Genomic DNA, 18937 nt, shown 5'->3' on the forward strand with positions numbered 1-18937 from the left:
AGCCCTCTCCGTCAGTCCCGACCGCACCCGTGTGTGGTCCGGCGGTGTGCTGTTCGCGCATACGCTACCGGGCACGCCGTACCTGATCCGCCCGTGACGGTCACCTGATACCCGACCGGTATCGCAATGTGCAGGTATGGACGCCGGACGTGATCCGCGTCACTTCTTGCTATCCAATACCGCCTGCATCACGTCACGGGCGATGGGACCGGCGAGACCGCCGCCGGTGATGTCGTCGCGAGAGGTGCCGCTGGAGTCCTCGACGACGACGGCCACGGCGACCGGCGATCCGCTGTCGGTCTTCGCGTACGAGATGAACCAGGCGTACGGCCGCTTGCTGTTGTTTTCGCCGTGCTGGGCGGTACCGGTCTTGCCGCCGACCTTCACGCCGTCGATTTTGGCCTTGCCGCCGGTGCCGCTCGGGCTCTCGACGACGTTCTCCATCATCTGCTGGAGAAGCTGCGCGTTCTTCGGGGAGAGCGGGCGGCTCATCTCCTGCGGCTCGTTCCGCTTGATGACCTCCAGGTTGGGTGCTTCCAGCCGGTCGATCATGTACGGCTTCATCAGCTTGCCGTCGTTGGCGATCGCCGCGGAGACCATGGCCATCTGGAGGGGAGTGGTGGCGGTGTCGAACTGGCCGATGGAGGACAGCGCATTGCTGGAGCGGTCCATCGTCTTGTTGTAGACGGAGGCGGCCGCACGGACCGGGGTGTCGATCTCGGGGTTGTTGAAGCCGAACTTCTGCGCCGTCTCCAGCATCTTGTCCCGGCCGACCTTGTCACCGAGCTTGGCGAAGACGGAGTTGCAGGAAACCTCGAGCGCCTTCATCAGGCTGGCGTTCTCGCAGCCGTTGGCGTGGTTGATCATCGGCGTGCGCGTGTTGGGCAGGATGTACGGCTCCGGGGTGTCCGTCGCCGCGTTGATGTCGTCGATCTCGCCGTGCTCCAGCGCGGCGGCCGCGGTGACCACCTTGAAGGTGGAGCCGGGCGGGTAGACCTCGCGCAGCGCGCGGTTGAGCTTCGGCTTTTCCTTGTCCTTCTCGAGCGCGTTCCACGCCTTCTCGTCCTTGCCGGAGTAGCCGGCGAAGGTGGAGGGGTCGTAGGAGGGAGTGGAGGCCAGTGCGAGGATCTTGCCCGTCTTGGGGTCGATCGCTGCGACGGCGCCCTTCTTGGAGCCGAGGCCCTTGTATGCGGCCTTCTGCGCGGCGCCGCTGAGGGTCGTGACGACGTTGCCGCCCTTCTTCTCGTCGCCGGTGAACATCGCCATCGTGCGGTCGAAGAAGAGCTGGTCGGAGTTGCCGGTGAGGATGCCGTCCTCGAGCTTCTCGATCTGGTTGGCGTCGAATGCCTGGGAGGCGTACCCGGTGACAGGGGCCCACATGGGGCCGTTGACGTAGGTGCGCTTGAACTTGAAGTCGGTGTCGTTGGTCTCGACGGAGCCGGTGATGGGCTTGCCGTCGACGATGATGTTGCCGCGCTCGGCGGCGTACCGCTCGATCAGGACGCGGCGGTTCTTCGAGTTCGTGTTGAGGTCGTCGGCCTGGACGTACTGGAGCCAGTTGGTGCGCACCAGCAGGGCAAGGACGAGGAGTCCGCAGAAGATCGCGATCCGGCGCAGGGGCTTGTTCACGGTCGGACCACCTGGGTCATCTCGGCGTCGGGGGACGGAGCGGGAGCCGGCGCGGGACGGCGCGCGGTGTCGCTGATACGGATCAGGATGCCGATCAGCGCCCAGTTGGCGATCACGGACGAACCGCCGTACGCCACGAACGGCATGGTCATTCCGGTGAGCGGGATGAGGCCCATGACACCGCCGGCGACGACGAAGACCTGGATGGCGAAGGCACCGGAGAGGCCGATCGCCAGGAGCTTGCCGAAGGGGTCGCGAGCGGCGAGGGCGGTGCGTACGCCGCGCTCCACGATCAGGCCGTAGACCAGCAGGAACGCCATCATTCCGGCCAGGCCCATCTCTTCACCGAAGGTGGAGAGGATGAAGTCGGAGTTTGCGGCGAAGCCGATGAGGTCGGAGTCGCCCTGGCCGAGGCCGGTGCCGAGGGTGCCGCCCGAGCCGAAGGACATCAGCGCCTGGCCGATCTGTTCGCTCTGCGCCCAGGTCTTCTCGGCGAACGGGTTGAGCCAGAAGTCCACGCGCTGCTGGACGTGCGGCTCGAAGGAGGCGACGCCGACCGCGCCGACCGCGGACATCAGCAGACCGAAGACGATCCAGCTGGTGCGCTCGGTGGCGACGTACAGCATGATCACGAAGAGGCCGAAGAACAGCAGCGACGTGCCGAGGTCGGTCTCGAAGACCAGGATGAGGATCGACATCGCCCAGACCATCAGGATCGGTCCGAGGTCACGGCCGCGAGGCAGATACAGGCCCATGAAGCGGCGACTGGCCAGCGCGAGGGCGTCCCGCTTCACCATCAGATAGCCGGAGAAGAAGATCGCAATGATGATCTTCGCGAACTCACCGGGCTGGATGGTGAACGGACCGAGGCTGATCCAGATCTTGGCGCCGTTCACCGCCGGGAAGAACACCGGCAGGATCAGCAGGATGAGGGCTGCCGCCATCGAGATGTACGTGTAGCGCTGCAGGATGCGGTGGTCCTTGAGCAGGATCAGTACGCCGACGAAGAGGGCGATGCCGATCGCGGAGTACATCAGCTGCTTGGGGGCGTCCGGGCTGAAGCCTCCGAAGAGCTTCTGGGCGCGCTGGATCAGGCGGGGCGACTGGTCCAGTCGCCAGATCATCACCAGTCCGAGGCCGTTGAGCAGCGTGGCCAGCGGAAGCAGCAGCGGGTCGGCGTACTTGGCGAACTTGCGCACCGCGAGATGGGCCACACCGGCGAGCAGGCCGAGCCCGATGCCGTATCCGAACACTCCGGCAGGCAGTTTGCCGTCGAGTGCGAGACCCACGTTGATGTACGCGAACACCGGAATGACGACTGCGAAACCGAGCAGCATCAGTTCGGTGTTGCGGCGGCTCGGTGCGTCGATCGCGCCGATCGTGGTGGTGTTGGTGACAACGCTCATGGTGGAGAAGGCCCCTTACGGCCGATTACTGCTTTCCGCAGTTCGAGGCCAGCTTCTGCTCCTCCTCCGAGAGGGTGGGACCCGGAGAGGGAGTGGCTGCGGTCGGCTTGGTCTTGGCGTTCTGGGTGGTGGGCTTGCCGGTGGTGCCACCGGCCTCGCCCTCACCGGGCGGTGGAGTGCTCGCGCGGTCGGCGGCGTCGCGGCGCTGCTCGTCCTTCTTGCAGGCGGTGGCCTGGTCGGCGAGTTCCTGGACCTTGGTGCGCGCCTTGTCGAGGCTGTCCTCGGTGATCGTCGCCTCGACCTGCTTGCGCTGGTAGGGCGGGAGGTACTTGAGTTCGATCTCGGGGTGGTCCTTCTGGACCTTCGAGAGTGAGACCCAGGCGAGGTCCTGGCTGATGCCCTGGTAGAGGGCGACGTGCTCGTTCTTGGAGCCGACGAAGTACTGGGTCTGGGTCCAGCTGTAGCCGCCGTACAGACCGCCGCCGAGGACCGCCAGGGCGAGCACGGTGTACAGAGATCTCTTCAGCCACCTGCGGCGGCCGCGGGGCTTGATGAAGTCCTCGTCGGTGTATGCGCCGAAGCTGCCCTCGGGCGGCATTCCGCCGTAACCCATGCCGTCGCCGCTGCCGGGCGGGCCGAAGCCGCCGGAGGCCTGCGGCGGGAGGGGGCGGCCGAGGCCGGCCGCGCGGCCGGCCGGGGTCTGCATGGCGCCGCCGTCGTTCAGCTGGAGCTGGTTCTCGGCGACCGCGCCGACGACGACCGGGGTGTCGTTGAGCTGTCCGGCCAGGGTGTCGTTGGAGTCGGTGTCGAGGACGTCCGCGACGATGCAGGTGATGTTGTCGGGGCCGCCGCCGCGCAGTGCGAGCTGGATCAGCGCCTGCACGGTCTCCTGCGGGCCCTGGTAGTCGGCGAGGGTGTCTTCCATCGTCTGGTGGGAGACCACGCCGGACAGTCCGTCGGAGCAGATCAGGTACCGGTCGCCGGCGCGGACCTCACGGATGGAGAGATCGGGCTCGACATGGTCGCCGCTGCCCAGCGCGCGCATCAGCAGGGAGCGCTGCGGGTGGGTGGTGGCTTCCTCTTCGGTGATCCGGCCCTCGTCGACCAGCCGCTGCACCCAGGTGTGGTCCTGGGTGATCTGCGTCAGCACGCCGTCGCGGAGCAGATAGGCGCGGGAGTCGCCGACGTGGACGAGGCCGAGCCGCTGGCCGGTCCACAGCAGGGCGGTGAGCGTGGTGCCCATGCCCTCGAGCTGGGGATCCTCCTCGACCATCAGCCGCAGCTGGTCATTGGCACGCTGTACGGCCGTGCCGAGCGAGGTGAGGATGTCCGAGCCGGGCACGTCGTCGTCGAGCGTGACGAGTGTGGAGATGACCTCCGAGGAGGCGACCTCGCCGGCGGCCTGGCCGCCCATGCCGTCGGCGATGGCCAGAAGGCGGGGGCCGGCGTAGCCGGAGTCCTCGTTGCCCTCCCGGATCATGCCCTTGTGCGACCCGGCGGCGAAGCGCAGAGACAGACTCATGCGCACCTCGCCCGTCGGCTCGGGGTACAGCCGGTCTCGAGCCACACTGCCCACCCTCCGGTCGGGAGCCCGTCCCGGTCCGCTGTCGGGACCGCTGCGGCTCGCTCGCTCCGCTCGCTCATTGTCGTACTACTTCCGCAGCTCGATGACGGTCTTGCCGATGCGGATCGGCGCGCCCAGCGGAATCGGTGTCGGGGTGGTGAGTCGGGTCCGGTCGAGATATGTGCCGTTGGTGGACCCGAGATCCTCGACGATCCACTGGCCGTCACGGTCCGGGTAGATCCTGGCATGGCGGCTGGACGCGTAGTCGTCGTCCAGCACGATTGTGGAGTCGTGTGCCCGGCCCAGGCTGATGGTCTGGCCCTGCAGTGCCACCGTGGTGCCCGTGAGGGTGCCTTCGGAGACGACGAGTTTGCTGGGCGAACCACGGCGCTGGCGGCCTCCGCCGCCGGCCTGCTGGCGCTGCTGCGGTGGCGCAGCAGCCTGGCGCGCCTGCTGCGGACGGGCGTCGGCATTGCGGCGTGAGCCGCGTTGCGTGACGCGCGTACCGAACAGGTCGCTGCGAATGACCTGAACGGCCACGATAACGAACAGCCACAGAACGGCCAGGAAACCTAGCCGCATGACCGTCAGGGTCAGCTCTGACATTGCCCCCGCTTCACCCTTCGGCTTGCCGGTAAACGATGGTGGTGCTGCCCACGACGATCCGCGAGCCGTCGCGGAGCGTAGCGCGGGTGGTGTGCTGCCCGTCTACCACGATGCCGTTGGTAGACCCGAGATCCTGGATCGTCGAGGGCGTTCCGGTCCGGATCTCACAGTGCCGGCGCGAAACGCCGGGGTCGTCGATCCGCACATCGGCGTCGGTGCTGCGACCCAGCACCAGCGTCGGGCGGGAGATCTGATGGCGGGTGCCGTTGATCTCGATCCAACGTCGTACTTGGGTGCTCGGCATCGGTCCTGGACCGGGTGCCGGGCGTCGGTCCGCGACGGGCGCGGGGCGGCCGGCGCCCGGAGGGGGCGCGGCCGGCATGGGAGGTGCGGCAGTGGGCGGATAGCCGTAGCCGCCGCGGGCGCCGCCCTGGGGGGCGGCGGGACCGGGGGCCGCCGGAGCCCGCTCCGGCGACTGTGACGTACTCGACGCGAGAGTGCGGCTGCGCACGCGGTACAGACCGGTGTCGAGGTCGTCCGCCTTCTCCAGGTGGACCTTGATGGGGCCCATGAAGGTGTAGCGCTGCTGCTTGGCGTAGTCGCGGACCAGTCCGGAGAGTTCGTCGCCGAGCTGGCCGGAGTACGGGCTCAGGCGCTCGAAGTCGGGCGCGCTGAGCTCGACGATGAAATCATTGGGTACGACGGTCCGCTCGCGGTTCCAGATCGTCGCGTTGTTGTCGCACTCGCGCTGGAGTGCGCCGGCGATCTCGACGGGCTGGACCTCGGACTTGAACACCTTGGCGAAGGTGCCGTTGACCAGACCTTCGAGTCGCTGCTCGAACTTCTTCAGGACTCCCATGAGGCACCTCCTCCGTCGTTGCCGTCCTGGTACTGCTTACTGATCGTATCCACGCGTCGGGAAATCGGCTGGTTCCCCTTGTCTGCCCCATCGATGAGTGTCACCTCTCACACGGATCGTAGAGGCGGCCTCCTGCCAGTGTCCCGCACCCAGGGTGCACCCATGAGGAGCGGGGGGTTGCCGCCTCCGTTCCCTCTGTTCGCCGACCGGGTCTGCCAAACAATCGGATGTGAATCCACACTGTGCCGCGTGCTAATCTTCTCGAAGTCGCCAGGCGCTCACACCGGACAGGTGGGGGACGGGCGGCAACACCCAATGCGCGGGTGGCGGAATAGGCAGACGCGCTGGATTCAGGTTCCAGTGCCCGAAAGGGCGTGGGGGTTCAACTCCCCCCTCGCGCACAAAGAGAAACCGACGAAACGGGTCTCTACCAGTGACGAAAGTCCTGGTGGGGCCCGTTTCTCGTTGTTCGGTGCGCGTGGCTGCCCGAGTGCGGAGCGGTTCGGGGCGTTTTTACGTGAAAGAGCCCACATCGTGGCATACCTCACGATGCGTGCCCTGATCTTCGGATGACTCTTGTCCAGGGCGACTGGAGCTGATCGCCGGCCGGCGGGTGCGAGGTAGCCGGTGGGGGGGTCCAGTTGCCCAGCGGCTTGGTGCAGTGCCGGTGGTGCGTGCGCCTGCGGGGGCGCTCTCCGTTGAGGGCGAGCGTCTCGACCCAGTTTTTGATCTTCCGGCGGTTGGCGTGGGCGAGCTGGAAGACAAGGAGGATCGTCTGGGCGGCGATGCCCCCGATGCGGCGCGAGCCCGAGGCCTCGATGGCCTCGGCGAGCGGGTTCTTCGCGTAGTTGTACCCCTCGACGCTGTTCCGGAGCCGGAAGTAGACCTTCTGCCATTCCTGGTCGCCGTACTCGAGGGCCTGCCAGTGCTTGGCGCCCTCCGCGGGGCGACGGTCGCCCTCGCCTACGGCCTCTTCTCGGTCAACAGCCCCGCTTTCGCCTTGCTCGCGGTCCCGTTCCCGCCGGCCGGAGTCGGCATCGGGGCGGTGGAAACGGCCCAGCACTCTGCTGTAGCCGCCCTTGCACCCAAGGACCTGCGCGGGTCCGCGTCCGGCATGCTTGCCACCGTGCAGTCCCTCGGCGACCTCGCCGTCTCAACTGTCGCAGGGGTGCTGTGGACGGCGCTCTCCCCGACGGCTGCATTCACTTACCTCACGGCCTGGATGCTGCTTGCCCCGGTCGGCCTGCTCGTTGCCGCACGACGCCGTGGGCACTGAAGTGACCGGCATGACGAGGCCGATCAGTGCGGCTCCTCGGCTTCGGGAAGCGGCAGCCACCGGTCGAGGTAGCTGAGGAGACCGGTCAGGTCCGCGCCTCCGGCTCGGTAGGCGAGGTAGCCATCGGGCCGGACCAGGCAGTGCGTGGTGCCGCGCCAGGGCCCGCTCATACCCAGTGTGTGGATGTGGAGCAGATGATTGCGGCCGCGGGTCGCGGCCACGATCCGGGCGGTGTCCCAGACCTCGCGGGGGCCGCCGAGGAGCAGGTGGTATCCGGGTGCGGCCGTTATCGCGTGCAGGTTGCCCGGGGTGTCGGGGAGCCGGTCTCCTGCCCGCGGGCCGCGCCTGTGGGGATGCGGGCCTTCGGCCGTTGCGGGGCTGCGCCGGTAGTGGATGGCCAGCTCGGAGATCGTACGGAAGGCGGCAGCGCGCAGGGCCGGAAGCCGCATAACCAGCGGCGCGAGGCGGGGCGCGACTCGAGTACGAGCCAGCCGGAGCAGCGGGTTGGGGCTGGTGGCGATGGTGAACGCCCGGTCGGTGAAGTGCAGTACGTTGCGGCCGACCGGGGCGCGTTCGCTCTCGTACGTGTCCAACAAGGCGTCCGGTGCCGCGTCCTGGCAGACAAGGGCGAGTTTCCAGCCGAGATTGAGCGCGTCCTGGATGCCGGTGTTCATGCCCTGGCCCCCGGCGGGGCTGTGGATGTGGGCGGCGTCGCCGGCCAGGAAGGCTCGGCCGGCCCGGTAGCTCTTCGCGCCGCGGTTGTGGAGCCGGAAGTCGGTCATCCACACCGGGTCCCGCAGATGCAGCCGGTCGCTGACGTATCGGTCGACGACCGCCTGCAACTGCCGGACGTCCACCGGCCTTTCCGTGTCCGGGGTTCCGGGCGGTCGCATGGCGAGCATCCGCCAGCTCGCCGGTGAGCCGAGCGGGAAGAAGAACAGCATCCCGGCTTTGGTCAGGTAGGCGTGCGCGGCTCCCTTCTCCAGTTCGTCGACCTCCAGGTCTGCGAGCAGGAACGTCTGCGGATAGACGTGGCCTTCGAAGCCGATTCCGGCCTGGTTGCGTACCGTGCTGTGCGCCCCGTCGCAGCCGACTACGTAGCGGGCCTTCACGCTCTCCTCCACCCCGTCACGATGCCTCAACCGGCAGGCAGCGTGGTCGCCTTCGGCTGTCAGCTCCACCAGCTCGGTGCCCCGCTCGATCGTTGTGCCGGCCTCGGCGAGGTGGCTGCCGAGCACGCGCTCCGTCTCGGCCTGGGACAGAAACAGCAGGAAGGGGTACGGGGTGTCGGCGACGCCGATGTCGAACGCCGGCAGCCGCACGGTGCGGCCCGCGAAATGCATCCGCAGCTGTACGGCCCGATTGCCGCGCGCGACCAGTTCGTCCGTCACGCCGTACGGGGCGAGAGCTTCCAGAGTGCGGGCCTGGATGGCCAGCGCACGTGACTCCCGGGCCCTGTCGAGGTGCCGGTCGACGATCCGGAACCGCGCGCCGTACGCATGCAGCTGGGCCGCGAGCGCCAACCCGGTCGGCCCCGCCCCCACGACCAGGACATCAAGCGACTCGCTCGCAGCCATGGCAGCAGTGTGCCTCCGAACGGTGCGCCGTGCCTGCCATCAATCGACTACGTGGACGGCGCGGTGGCAGCAGAGCCGGGTGCGCCCGACTCCGCCGGCGAAACGTACACGCCTCTGAAAGGGCGGGAGAGTGACGGCAGGTGTTCATCGATGTGTCACCACAGGCGCTCACATATAGCCGACCATCTATTTTCCTGGCTTCTGGAAGGGAACACGGATGCAGCATCGACCGACGAGGCGCAGACATCTGCTCGGGGCGGGTGTGCCGGCGGTGGCGGGCGCCGTCCTCCTCTCCGCCTGCGGACTCGGCGCCGCGGACGACGCGCGGCCGACTGCCAGGGAGACGACAAGCCAGATCGCGTGCGCCAAGAGGGGACAGCTGCCCGCGTCCGGTTCCACCGCCCAGCAGAACGCGATGACGCACTGGATGAATGAGTACCAAAAGGCGTGCCCTGGGGTGCAGATCCGATACGTGCCCGTCGGGTCGGGCGCCGGTGTCGCCCAGTTTCTGCGCGGGGCGACGGTGCTCGGCGGGACCGACAGCCCGCTGAAGCCGGACGAGATCGAGGATTCCCGTGAGGTGTGCCCAGGGGGCAGAGCTATCGATCTGCCGATGGTCGGTGGTCCCATCGCTCTTGGCTACAACCTCTCAGGCGTGGAGAACCTGGTACTCGACGCCCCCACTCTCGCGAAGATCTTCGACTCGGAGATCACCCGGTGGAACGCTCCGGCCATCCAGCGCCTGAACCCCGGCCTGCGGCTGCCTCCAACCCGCATCAGCGCGCTGCACCGCTCCGACGGGTCGGGCACAACCCAGAACTTCAACGCCTACCTCTCCGGGGCCGCGCCGGACGAGTGGCCCTACCCCAAGGAGAAAACCTGGCGGGCCAAGGGAGGCAACTCCGCGTCAGGTTCCGACGGGGTGGCATCCCAGGTAGCAAGTACCGACGGTGCGATCGGCTACTTCGAGCTCTCCTTCGCCAAGTCCGGCAAAATCCCCACGGTCCGACTCGACACGGGTGCGCCCGAGCCTGTCGCCGTCTCCGCCGAGACCGCATCGGCCGGTATCGCCGCAGGCCATGTGGCCGGAACCGGCAAGGACATGACGGTGAAGTTCGACTACAAGACCAAGGCCGCCGGGGCCTACCCCATCGTCCTCGTCACGTACGAGATCGTCTGCGACAAGGGCACCCCCGCCGACGTCCTGCCCGCCCTCAAGTCCTTCCTGACCCATACCGCGGGCGCGGAGGGACAGAAGGACCTCTCCCGGATTCACTACGCCCCCCTGCCGGAAGAGGTGGCCGGCCGGGTCCGCGAAATCGTCCGCACTCTGTCCTGACAGGGGCGGAGTCACTTTTCGGCGGCGAGCAATTCGGCGATTCCCCGGGCAGCGTCCCGGCAGGGAGGAGTACGCGGCCGGGGAGAACAAGTGCAGCGATTCCCAGGTGTGCTGCCAGGTGCCGCCCGCCCCGGCCTGGGCGTCGAGGATGACAGAGTCCAGGTCGAGGTGGCGCAGGTGGTAGCCGGCGGCGAGCCCTGACTGGCCCCGCCGATCACCACGACCTGGGCCGCCTTGGTCATGCCGCCGGCTGCCGGGAGCCGGCCCGCCCCTGCATGAAGATGAGCGCCACCAGGGCCAGTCCGACCACGGCACCCGCCAGTTGGGCGCCGATGAAGCCCGGGACCGAGCCGGGCGCGATACCCGCGAACGTGTCGGTGAACGCGCGGCCGATCGTCACCGCCGGATTGGCGAACGAGGTGGATGACGTGAACCAGTACGCGGCGCCGATGTAGGAGGCGACGGCGACCGGCGCGAAGCGCAGGCGGTCGGTGCGGGCCAGGCCGAAGATCAGCAGGATCAGACCCGCCGTGGCCACGACCTCACCGAGCAGCAGATTCCCGGCTGAGCGGTCATGAGTGGACCACTTCACCAGCGGCTCGCCGAACATCGCGTCGGCCAGTACGGCGCCCGCGATCGCTCCCGCGATCTGGGTGGGGACGTACACGGCCGCCTCGCGGGCGGTGACGCCGGCACCGCCGCGGCGGGCGGTCCACCACTCGGCGAGGGTGACCGCGGGGTTGAAGTGCGCGCCGGACACCGGACCGAGAAGGGCGATCAGGACACCGAGTCCGAAGACGGTGGCGATGGAGTTGGCCAGCAGCTGGAGGCCGACGTCCTGGCTCAGCTCGGTGGCCTGGATGCCGGACCCGACCACCACCGCGACCAGCGCGGCGGTGCCGACCAGCTCGGCTGCGGCCCGGGCCACCAGCGGCGTGCGGGGCGGGGTGGCGCCCGGCGCGGGCTGGGGCTCGGCAGCGGGTGACTCCACCGTGGTCTCGGGACCGACGGCCGACGTGGCGCTCAACAGGACTCCTTCGTGCAGATACGACAGGACGACGTGATCAGGGCGCGATCAGGGGCAGGAGCGCTTGAGGTTCGCCTCGGCTGTGGCACGCGCGGTCTCGGCCAGGTCGGAGAACTGACCGGCGAGCTGGACGATGACCTCGGGCCGCAGCTTGTAGTAGGTGAAGCGGCCGCACGGCTCCGTCTCGACGACACCGGCCTCGCGCAGCACCTTCAGGTGGTTGGAGAGGTTGGTCTGCTTGGCACCGGTCTCCTCGACCAGGTGCGTGGTGCAGAGCGTCTCGTGGGCGAGCAGGGTCACGATCTGGAGCCTGAGCGGGTCGGCCAGCACCCGCATCAGGTCAGTGTCGACTGACGTCATCATGGGCTGATACTCTCACATCAGCCGGAGCTGACACCAGTCCGGACTGAGTCGTAGGGCCCGTCGAAGGGGTTCCCATGTCCGCCTCGCCACTCCCCGCCCTGCCCGATGCACGTCTTGCCGCCGGAGCGGCCCGCCTGGCCGCCCGGCACCAGGGCCACTTCTCCGTGGAGACCGTGCAGCAGCTGCTCGCCGACTCCCACCAGCTCCTCGCCGAGCACGCGCGGGTGTACCGATGAACCACGCCTGTCCGCAGACCTGTTGAACCGATACACGAAGGAAGAACCGATGTCCTCCACCACCCCCGCCGCGTCCGTGCTGTTCGTCTGCGTCCACAACGCCGGGCGTTCGCAGATGGCCGCCGCTTGGCTGACCCACCTGGCCGGGGACCGTATCGAGGTCCGCTCTGCGGGATCCAACCCCGGCGACGCCGTGAACCCGGCCGCGGTAGAGGCGATGCGCGAGGTCGGCATCGACATCTCCGCCGAGACCCCGAAGATCCTCACGGTCGACGCTGTCCGCGAGTCGGACGTCTGCATCACCATGGGCTGCGGCGACACGTGCCCGGTCTTCCCCGGCAAGCGGTACTTGGACTGGAAGCTGGACGACCCGGCCGGGCAGGGCGTCGAGGCCGTCCGCCCCATCCGCGATGAGATCAAGAAGCTCGTCGAGGGCCTGATCGCCGAGATCGACGCGGAGACCGCCAAGTGAGCGGCGAGACCCGGAGCGTCATCGTCATAGGCTCCGGCCCCGCCGGCTACACCGCCGCTCTCTCCTCCACGCGTACGAACCTCCCCGGTGTGTTCGCCGCGGGCGACGTCGGCGACCACACCTACCGCCAGGCCGTCACCGCTGCGGGCTCCGGCTGCGCGGCGGCCCTGGACGCGGAGCGGTACCTTGCCGCCCTCAGCGACAAGACAGCGGCGCCGGTCGCCGCGACCGTCTGACACCGGCTGGGAAGGTGGCCGCGCAGGCGAGGAGCGATCACCGGTGGCAACGGAGGCCTATCGACTCCCCCCCCGAGGCTCTCATGGGCAAAACTGTCAGGTCAGGGCGCCGACCGATGACCGCAGCATGTCCTGTACCGCTTCCATCCCCTCGCGGTCCACCGTGTACCAGACCCAGGTGCCGCGCTTCTCCCGCGACAGGAGGCCCGCAGCGGCCATGGTCTTGAGGTGATGGCTGATGGTGGGCTGCCGCAGCCCGAGCTTCTCCGTCAGATTGCAGACGCAGGCCTCACCGCCGGGAGCGGTCTGGATCAGGTGCAGTAGCTGCAGCCGGGTGGGGTCAGCGATCGCCTTCAGCACGCGAGCGGTGCGCTCGATCTGCTCCCGCCCCGGGAGGGGGGCGGTCAAGGTGGGCGCGCATGCCCCAGTTGGCTCCTCGCACGTCTGGCCCGATGCAGGGACGGTCATCTAGGCAGCATACGAATCGACTTCGCCCGAATGGCTGGTCGTAGGCTCCCCGTGTCACCTGTTCACTTGGGGTTCACCCTTCTCGCTGACGCCGCCGATGACCGGGCCCAGCACGTACACGAGGATCGAGAACCTGGCGGTCGAGAGCTCGGATACGTCGTACTCGTCCTGCCCGCCGCGGGCAGCTGAGACCAGCGGGAAGGACAAGCCCGGCCGGATGCTGGGGCCGGATGCCCGCTGGTGGCGGTCGCCGCACTCAGGTCGGAGCAGGTCGCGGTCGCGCCCGCGCAGATGCTCGATCTCGTCGACGGCTACTGGGAGGGCCGGCTGCCCGACGGCGAGGTCTCGCTGGTGTGAGGGGTTGGAGGGCGTCCGCATTCCGCAGTGGCTTGCATGTCATGGAGGACCCGTTCGATCTGCTGCTGGACAGGCTGGGCCTTTCCCCGGCGGTCGAACCGGGTGGTGACGGCTGACCTTCGCCTCGCGACGCGAAGAACCCGCCGCCCCGGGTCCAGTTCCGCGCCGCGACACCGAAGAGCCCCTCCCCGACTTCTCGACAGGGGTTCTCGGCTGCGAGGGACGTGTGGGGATGTGGTCGGACGAGGGCGTGGCCTACGGCGCGAGCCACTCCGCCTGGAGCTGGGGAGCCACGTTGGTCTCTCCTGTGAACAGCCAGGCCGAGGTGGCGACACTTCCGGTGGTCTGGAAGGCCCTGAGGGAGATCACGTCACCGACATTCAGCTGAACAATCGTTGACACGTCCTGCGAGGTGCCCATGCCTACCGGGGCGTCCGAGGTGTCCTGCCCGTCAAAGGCGACGACACTGCCGTTGACGGAGATACGAAGTTGACGCTGCCCCTCGTTATTCGCAGTGAAGTTCCAGAGAATCCTTCCCTTGAGGAGGTAGCGCCCGGCGGTGTTGACTTCCAGCGTCGAGTTCGTCGCGTCGAACATCGTGTCCGTGTCGTAGGCGGCGCCACTGAAAATGATCTGGGTCTCGGCGTTGGCCGGGATGGTCTGAGATTCGGCGGCGAAGATGCTCGCACCCACATTGACCGTGGGCCCGGCAGGCCCGGCAGGCCCGGCAGGCCCGGCAGGCCCGGCAGGTCCGGCAGGCCCGGTCGATCCCGCGGGCCCGGCAGGCCCCGTAGCCCCGGTCGGTCCCGTAGCCCCCGTCGGTCCCGTCGGTCCCATCGGGCCCTCGCACTTGTCCTTGCCGCGGCGGTCCGACCCGTCCCTGCACTTGTCGTCTCCGCCGCCCGGGCCGCTCGACACGCTCACGCGTCCGCCCACGCTCTGAGCCGCGCCCGCGACCGGACTGACGAGCCCGGCCGCCAGGACCAGCGCGAGTGCGGCGACCGCGCCGCCCGCGGTCCAGTTGGCTCGACGAGTCAGCAGACCCAGTCGGGACCCTGTCCTGGCAGGACTCATGTACTCGCTCCTCGTTTCGACCGGTTGGGGACTCCACGTCCGATCCCAAGGGCGAGCTTGCCCCCCCCGCGCAGCCGATCGATCGTCACACCCGGTCGGCACACGCTGATTATCAATAACTCGGAGTAATCGGCAGATCCCAGGTGGGGTGCTTATCCTCCGCTGACCCGCACTCGGGGCGCGCGGCCGAGCGGGCACCGCTCCGAGCAGGTCCGGATCGACGCTCACGCTCCGGCTCACGCCTTCGGGGTCACCAGAGCGCCGGCCGCGGCCGGCGCCCCGCCATGCATCGGGTTGTGGCACGAAGTAGACAGCGACGCAAGCCTGTTGGCCCTCAGCCCGGGCAGGGGCTTCGGACAGCAGCGAGTCATGGTGGTACGCGCAGGAATGGGGGCACGGAAGGCTCTTCGGAAGCTGGGAAGCACCTGGGTGGATTGGATCAGACGCAGTTGCTGCACTTCACTGCTATGCGACGCCGAAAAGCCTCTGTCGGACTTCTCCGACAGGGGCTCTCAGCTGCGGTGACAGCGCCCCGAGGGGAATTGAAGCAGGTCGGCAGCCCGGAAGCCTACGTACCGCCTCCTCCTGGAGAAGCGCAGCCACATGGCCGGAGGCTCCCCGCCGGTCGGCGGGGGGTGGTTCGGACACGTGCCGGATGGTAGAAGTCAATATTTTTTCGGAGCCTGAAAGCATGGATACAGCTTTTCAGCACCGGGCCAGGCCGTCCGTGTCGCCGGCCTCGGACGACTCTTCCTTGTGTGCGCCCTTCTGTGCGTCGGCAAACGGCGATTGATCGGTCTCGATCCGATCTCCGCACCGGGTGCCTGCCGCTGCCCCTGGCCGGTCAACCGGCGATCGGAAGGCGCTGGGCGCCGCTGTTGGTGTTACGTCCCGATGTGCGCAGCAGGGGCGTGACGGTTTCGGCGGTGATCTGACAGTGGACGGCCTGACTGGAGGCGACGGCACATGTCTTCCGAGACCACGGCGGGCACGGATGGTGCAGCGGTTGGCACCGAGAGCCTGCTGGTGGAGGTTCTGGGTGGTGTTCTGCGTACCGAGCGGGTGCCGGTGGACGCTGATTTCTTCACGGATCTGGGTGCTGATTCGCTGGTGATGGCTCAGTTCTGTGCGCGGGTGCGCAAGCGGGACGATCTGCCGACGGTGTCGATGAAGGACATCTACCAGCACTCGACGGTTCGGAGCCTGGCTGCTGCGTTCACGGACAGCACCTTCTCCCCGGCGCAGGAGGACGCACTGTCCGTTGGGGTGGTTGAGTCCCCGACGGATGTGCCAGTCGCCGGCACCGAGAGCCTGCTGGTGGAGGTTCTGGGTGGTGTTCTGCGTACCGAGCGGGTGCGGGTGGACGCTGATTTCTTCACGGATCTGGGTGCTGATTCGCTGGTGATGGCTCAGTTCTGTGCGCGGGTGCGCAAGCGGGACGATCTGCCGACGGTGTCGATGAAGGACATCTACGAGCATTCGACGATCCAGAGCCTGGCCGCCGCGTTCGCGGACGCTCCCGCCGCTGTCCAGCCCACGGCACCCGGGCGCGCGCCGTCACAGCCCTCCCAGCCGGCCCCGGGGCGTGGCGATGCCCCGTCCGAGGCATCGGGTGCGCCGCAGTCCGGCCCCTGGCGGTATGTGCTGTGCGGGACGGCCCAGCTGCTGATGTTCCTTGTTTTCTCCTCCCTCGGCGCCACGATTGCCGTCCTCGGTTACGAGTGGACCCTGGAAGGCTCGGGGACGGCCGGCGTCTACCTGCGGGCGGTGTTGTTCAGTACAGCGCTCTTCTTCGGCGTCTGCGCGCTGCCCATTGCGGCCAAGTGGATACTCGTCGGCCGTTTCACCCCGCGCCGGTTCCCCGTGTGGAGTTTCGCCTACCTGCGATTCTGGTGCGTCAAGACCCTCATCCGAACCAGCCCGGTGCGTCTGTTCACCGGTTCACCGCTGTACGTGCTCTACCTCAGGGCCCTCGGCGCACGCATCGGAAAGGGCGTCACCATCCTTTCCCGCACCGTCCCTGTCTGCACCGACCTCCTGTCCATCGGTGACGGCACGGTCGTCCGCAAGGACGTGCTGATGTCCTGCTACCGGGCGCACGACGGCTGGATCGAGATGGGCCCCGTCACCCTTGGCGCTGATGTGACTGTCAGCGAGCAGGCCGTCGTCGACATCGGGACGTCGATGGGCGACGACACCCAGCTGGGCCACGCCTCCTCCCTGCATTCCGGGCAGGTGGTGCCGGTCGGAGAGTCGTGGCACGGCACTCCGGCGCAGTCGACGACGACCGATTTCCGGGCTGTCGAGCCTGCCGCTTGCGGCCCCCTTCGCAGGGCTTTCTACAGCCTGTCGCAGCTGCTTGCCATGCTGCTGGTGTACCTGCCGCTGACGCTGGCGGGGGTGAGCCTTGTGTTCACCGTGGTGCCGCAGCTGAACGCGGTGTTCACCTTGGGGCCGCCGGCCTTCACCAGCCCCGCGTTCTACCTCGAGGCGCTCGTCGCTTCCCTGGTGGCCTTCTTCGGCGGCATATTGGTGGGCCTGCTGGTGGTGAGCACGGTGCCACGGTTGCTCAGCCTGGCGATCAAACCGGGCACGGTCTACCCGCTGTACGGCTTCCACCACGGCATCCAGCGGGCGATCACGCGGCTGACCAACATCAGATTCTTCACCACGCTCTTCGGCGACAGCTCCGCGATCGTGCACTACCTGCGGTGCCTCGGATACGACCTGTGCCACATCGCGCAGACCGGGTCGAACTTCGGCACGCTGGTCAAGCACGACACCCCTTACCTCAGCACGGTCGGGAGTGGAACGATGGTCGCCGACGGCTTGTCGATCATCAACGCCGACTTCTCCAGCTCGTCCTTTTGCTGCTCCCCGACCTCGATAGGGCCGGGCAACTTCCTCGGCAACCGCATCCTCTACCCTTCACGCGGCCGGACCGGCGACAACTGCCTGCTCGCGACGAAGGTCATGGTCCCCATCGACGGGCCGGTGCGCGAAGGCGTGGGACTGCTTGGCTCACCCAGCTTCGAGATCCCGCGCACGGTGCTGCGCGACACCCAGTTCGACCACCTGGCCCACGGTGATGAGCTGCGCCGCCGACTCGCTGTCAAGAACAAGCACAACGCGCTCACCGCGAGCCTGCACCTGCTGGTGCGATGGTTCCACTTCTTCGTATTCGCCCTCATCACCATGGCCGCCGTCGAGCTCTACCAGACCATCGGTGTGCCGGCCTTCGTGCTGGCCGGTCTGCTCACCCTGGTGTTCACCATCGTCTACTTCACGCTGGTCGAACGGGCCGTTATACGAATCCGCCCGGTGAAGCCGCTGTACTGCTCGATCTACCAGGCCGACTTCTGGGGGCACGAACGCTTCTGGAAGCTGACGTCGCACCAGTACATGCAGGCCTTCAACGGCACCCCGTTCAAGACCATGGTCTGGCGGCTGCTGGGCGTGCGGATCGGCCGCCGGGTCTTCGACGACGGCTGCTCGATCACCGAGCGGACCCTCGTCAGCATCGGGGACGGCTGCACCCTCAACGCCGGGACGATCATCCAATGCCACTCGCAGGAGGACGGCGCCTTCAAGTCCGACCACGCCACGATCGGCGCGGGCGTGACCCTCGGCGTGAACGCGTTGGTCCACTACGGCACCACGATCGGCGACCAGGCACAGCTGGCCGCCGACTCCTTCCTGATGAAGGGCGAGGAAGTTCCCTCTCAAGCGCGGTGGGGCGGAAACCCGGCCCGAGAAGGCACCTCCGTGGCCCGCGTTCTTTGAGCTTCCTGCGGTCGGCGGGCGCGCTTCACGTCACCGTTGCTGAGCAGCCCACGGGAAACGATCTTGCTGTTCGCGGGAAATACCTGCGCGGCGCCACCCGTCGCGTCTGGCCAGCGCATTTCGTCGGTTCCCCACAAAACGAAGAGAAACCGACGCGGGGCGACTGGAGCTGATCGCCAGTCGGCCGGTGCGAGGTGGCCGGTGGGGGTCCGACCCGGCGGCTGGTTCTCCGCCTGTGGTGTCTGCCATTCCTGGTCGCCGTACTCGAGGGCCTGCCAGTGCCCGGCGCCCTCCGCGGGGCGCCGGTGACGCTGCGCCGGCGGCATACCGTGACCGGCCGTTCTGGCCATGCTGCTGAAGCTCACCCGGACCGGCATCGTCATTCACTGGTACGCGGAGCAGGGCCCGAAGTGGCTCGGCAGGGCGGCGCTCAACGGCCTGGTCGCTCTGCTCACGGGTGTCTCGGCGTTCGTCGTCACGGCCACCCCATCCCGAGACCGTGCGCAGAGCGAGGCTCTTGAGCGCGACTGGGCCCTGAGTACGGCGTGCAGACCCCCGCGCCCGACCTGGAGCGGTTCCAGGCGTGCCCTTCCCGACGGCATCGGCGCGTACCTCATCACCCGGCCCGGCAGGGGAGACCGCCTCGATGCGTGACGCCGTCGATG

General features: G+C 68.1%; 18 protein-coding genes, 1 tRNA gene and 2 pseudogenes. 8 read left to right on the top strand and 13 right to left on the bottom strand.

All coding sequences use genetic code 11. The features are described from left to right. Positions 1–159: 159 nt before the first annotated feature. The 5 genes from OG966_RS20410 to OG966_RS20430 form a co-directional block, all read right to left on the bottom strand. On the bottom strand, positions 160–1629 hold the full coding sequence (locus OG966_RS20410; RefSeq protein WP_326651174.1) for a peptidoglycan D,D-transpeptidase FtsI family protein: 1470 nt from the start codon (positions 1627–1629) through the stop codon (positions 160–162). After that, complete coding sequence (locus OG966_RS20415) at positions 1626–3035, bottom strand: FtsW/RodA/SpoVE family cell cycle protein (protein WP_326651175.1); 1410 nt, start codon at positions 3033–3035, stop codon at positions 1626–1628. Before OG966_RS20415 ends, OG966_RS20410 begins: the two co-directional genes overlap by 4 nt. Before the next feature lie 25 nt (positions 3036–3060). Next, positions 3061–4557, bottom strand: a complete 1497-nt coding sequence (locus tag OG966_RS20420; protein ID WP_326651176.1) for a PP2C family protein-serine/threonine phosphatase — start codon at positions 4555–4557, stop codon at positions 3061–3063. A gap of 129 nt (positions 4558–4686) precedes the next feature. Beyond that, positions 4687–5205: an FHA domain-containing protein FhaB/FipA gene (locus OG966_RS20425; protein WP_326651177.1), complete on the bottom strand. Its 519-nt coding sequence runs from the start codon at positions 5203–5205 to the stop codon at positions 4687–4689. A gap of 10 nt (positions 5206–5215) precedes the next feature. Then, entirely contained in the window at positions 5216–6064 is an 849-nt protein-coding gene (locus OG966_RS20430; RefSeq protein ID WP_326651178.1) for a DUF3662 and FHA domain-containing protein, read from the bottom strand. Between the two features lie 317 nt (positions 6065–6381). Between OG966_RS20430 and OG966_RS20435 the strand changes: the two genes are divergently transcribed. Beyond that, a tRNA-Leu gene (locus OG966_RS20435) sits at positions 6382–6465 on the top strand. 143 nt (positions 6466–6608) lie between these two features. On the opposite strand, the gene OG966_RS20440 is transcribed toward OG966_RS20435, so the two are convergent. Further along, a complete protein-coding gene (locus OG966_RS20440; protein ID WP_326651179.1) occupies positions 6609–7127 on the bottom strand; it encodes a hypothetical protein in 519 nt (172 codons plus the stop codon). A gap of 63 nt (positions 7128–7190) precedes the next feature. On the opposite strand from OG966_RS20440, the gene OG966_RS20445 reads away from it, so the two are divergent. After that, positions 7191–7340 carry a hypothetical protein gene (locus tag OG966_RS20445; protein ID WP_326651180.1) on the top strand — a complete coding sequence of 50 codons (150 nt, stop codon included), beginning with the start codon at positions 7191–7193 and terminating at the stop codon, positions 7338–7340. A 23-nt stretch (positions 7341–7363) separates the two neighbouring features. Here OG966_RS20445 and OG966_RS20450 read toward each other — a convergent pair whose 3' ends face one another. Then, positions 7364–8917 (bottom strand): FAD-dependent monooxygenase, encoded by a 1554-nt coding sequence (locus OG966_RS20450; protein ID WP_326651181.1) that lies wholly within the window; start codon positions 8915–8917, stop codon positions 7364–7366. A gap of 217 nt (positions 8918–9134) precedes the next feature. Here OG966_RS20450 and pstS point away from each other — a divergent pair, with 217 nt between their 5' ends. Next, entirely contained in the window at positions 9135–10256 is a 1122-nt protein-coding gene (gene pstS, locus OG966_RS20455) for a phosphate ABC transporter substrate-binding protein PstS (protein ID WP_326651182.1), read from the top strand. Between the two features lie 51 nt (positions 10257–10307). On the opposite strand, the pseudogene OG966_RS20460 reads toward pstS, so the two are convergent. From OG966_RS20460 to OG966_RS20470, 3 genes and pseudogenes are all read right to left on the bottom strand, one after another. Next, positions 10308–10498 (bottom strand): annotated as a pseudogene (locus OG966_RS20460) (NAD(P)-binding protein); the annotation flags it as partial. Further along, the gene (locus tag OG966_RS20465; protein ID WP_326651183.1) at positions 10495–11283 is read right to left on the bottom strand and encodes an MIP/aquaporin family protein; all 789 of its coding nucleotides are present in this window, start codon (positions 11281–11283) and stop codon (positions 10495–10497) included. The pseudogene OG966_RS20460 and the gene OG966_RS20465, both read right to left, overlap by 4 nt. A 48-nt stretch (positions 11284–11331) precedes the next feature. Beyond that, entirely contained in the window at positions 11332–11646 is a 315-nt protein-coding gene (locus OG966_RS20470) for an ArsR/SmtB family transcription factor (RefSeq protein WP_326651184.1), read from the bottom strand. A 74-nt stretch (positions 11647–11720) separates the two neighbouring features. Between OG966_RS20470 and OG966_RS20475 the strand changes: the two genes are divergently transcribed. From OG966_RS20475 to OG966_RS20485, 3 genes and pseudogenes are all read left to right on the top strand, one after another. Then, positions 11721–11882 carry a hypothetical protein gene (locus OG966_RS20475; RefSeq protein WP_326651185.1) on the top strand — a complete coding sequence of 54 codons (162 nt, stop codon included), beginning with the start codon at positions 11721–11723 and terminating at the stop codon, positions 11880–11882. Positions 11883–11931: 49 nt separating this feature from the next. Then, positions 11932–12354 (top strand): arsenate reductase ArsC, encoded by a 423-nt coding sequence (locus OG966_RS20480; protein ID WP_326651186.1) that lies wholly within the window; start codon positions 11932–11934, stop codon positions 12352–12354. A 65-nt stretch (positions 12355–12419) separates the two neighbouring features. After that, positions 12420–12590, top strand: a pseudogene (locus tag OG966_RS20485) (thioredoxin-disulfide reductase); the annotation flags it as partial. 96 nt (positions 12591–12686) lie between these two features. Here OG966_RS20485 and OG966_RS20490 read toward each other — a convergent pair. From OG966_RS20490 to OG966_RS20500, 3 genes are all read right to left on the bottom strand, one after another. Further along, positions 12687–13058, bottom strand: a complete 372-nt coding sequence (locus OG966_RS20490) for an ArsR/SmtB family transcription factor (RefSeq protein WP_326651187.1) — start codon at positions 13056–13058, stop codon at positions 12687–12689. A gap of 54 nt (positions 13059–13112) precedes the next feature. Beyond that, positions 13113–13265 carry a hypothetical protein gene (locus OG966_RS20495; protein WP_326651188.1) on the bottom strand — a complete coding sequence of 51 codons (153 nt, stop codon included), beginning with the start codon at positions 13263–13265 and terminating at the stop codon, positions 13113–13115. 405 nt (positions 13266–13670) lie between these two features. Further along, entirely contained in the window at positions 13671–14108 is a 438-nt protein-coding gene (locus OG966_RS20500; protein ID WP_326651189.1) for a hypothetical protein, read from the bottom strand. Positions 14109–15455: 1347 nt separating this feature from the next. Here OG966_RS20500 and OG966_RS20505 point away from each other — a divergent pair. Both OG966_RS20505 and OG966_RS20510 read left to right on the top strand, forming a co-directional pair. Beyond that, positions 15456–18272, top strand: coding sequence for a Pls/PosA family non-ribosomal peptide synthetase (locus OG966_RS20505; RefSeq protein WP_326651190.1), 2817 nt, complete (start codon positions 15456–15458; stop codon positions 18270–18272). A 348-nt stretch (positions 18273–18620) separates the two neighbouring features. After that, on the top strand, positions 18621–18926 hold the full coding sequence (locus tag OG966_RS20510; protein ID WP_326651191.1) for a hypothetical protein: 306 nt from the start codon (positions 18621–18623) through the stop codon (positions 18924–18926). The last annotated feature ends 11 nt before the right edge of the window (positions 18927–18937 follow it).

This window comes from Streptomyces sp. NBC_01750 (assembly GCF_035918095.1).
In the GTDB taxonomy this organism is placed as follows: Bacteria; Actinomycetota; Actinomycetes; order Streptomycetales; family Streptomycetaceae; genus Streptomyces.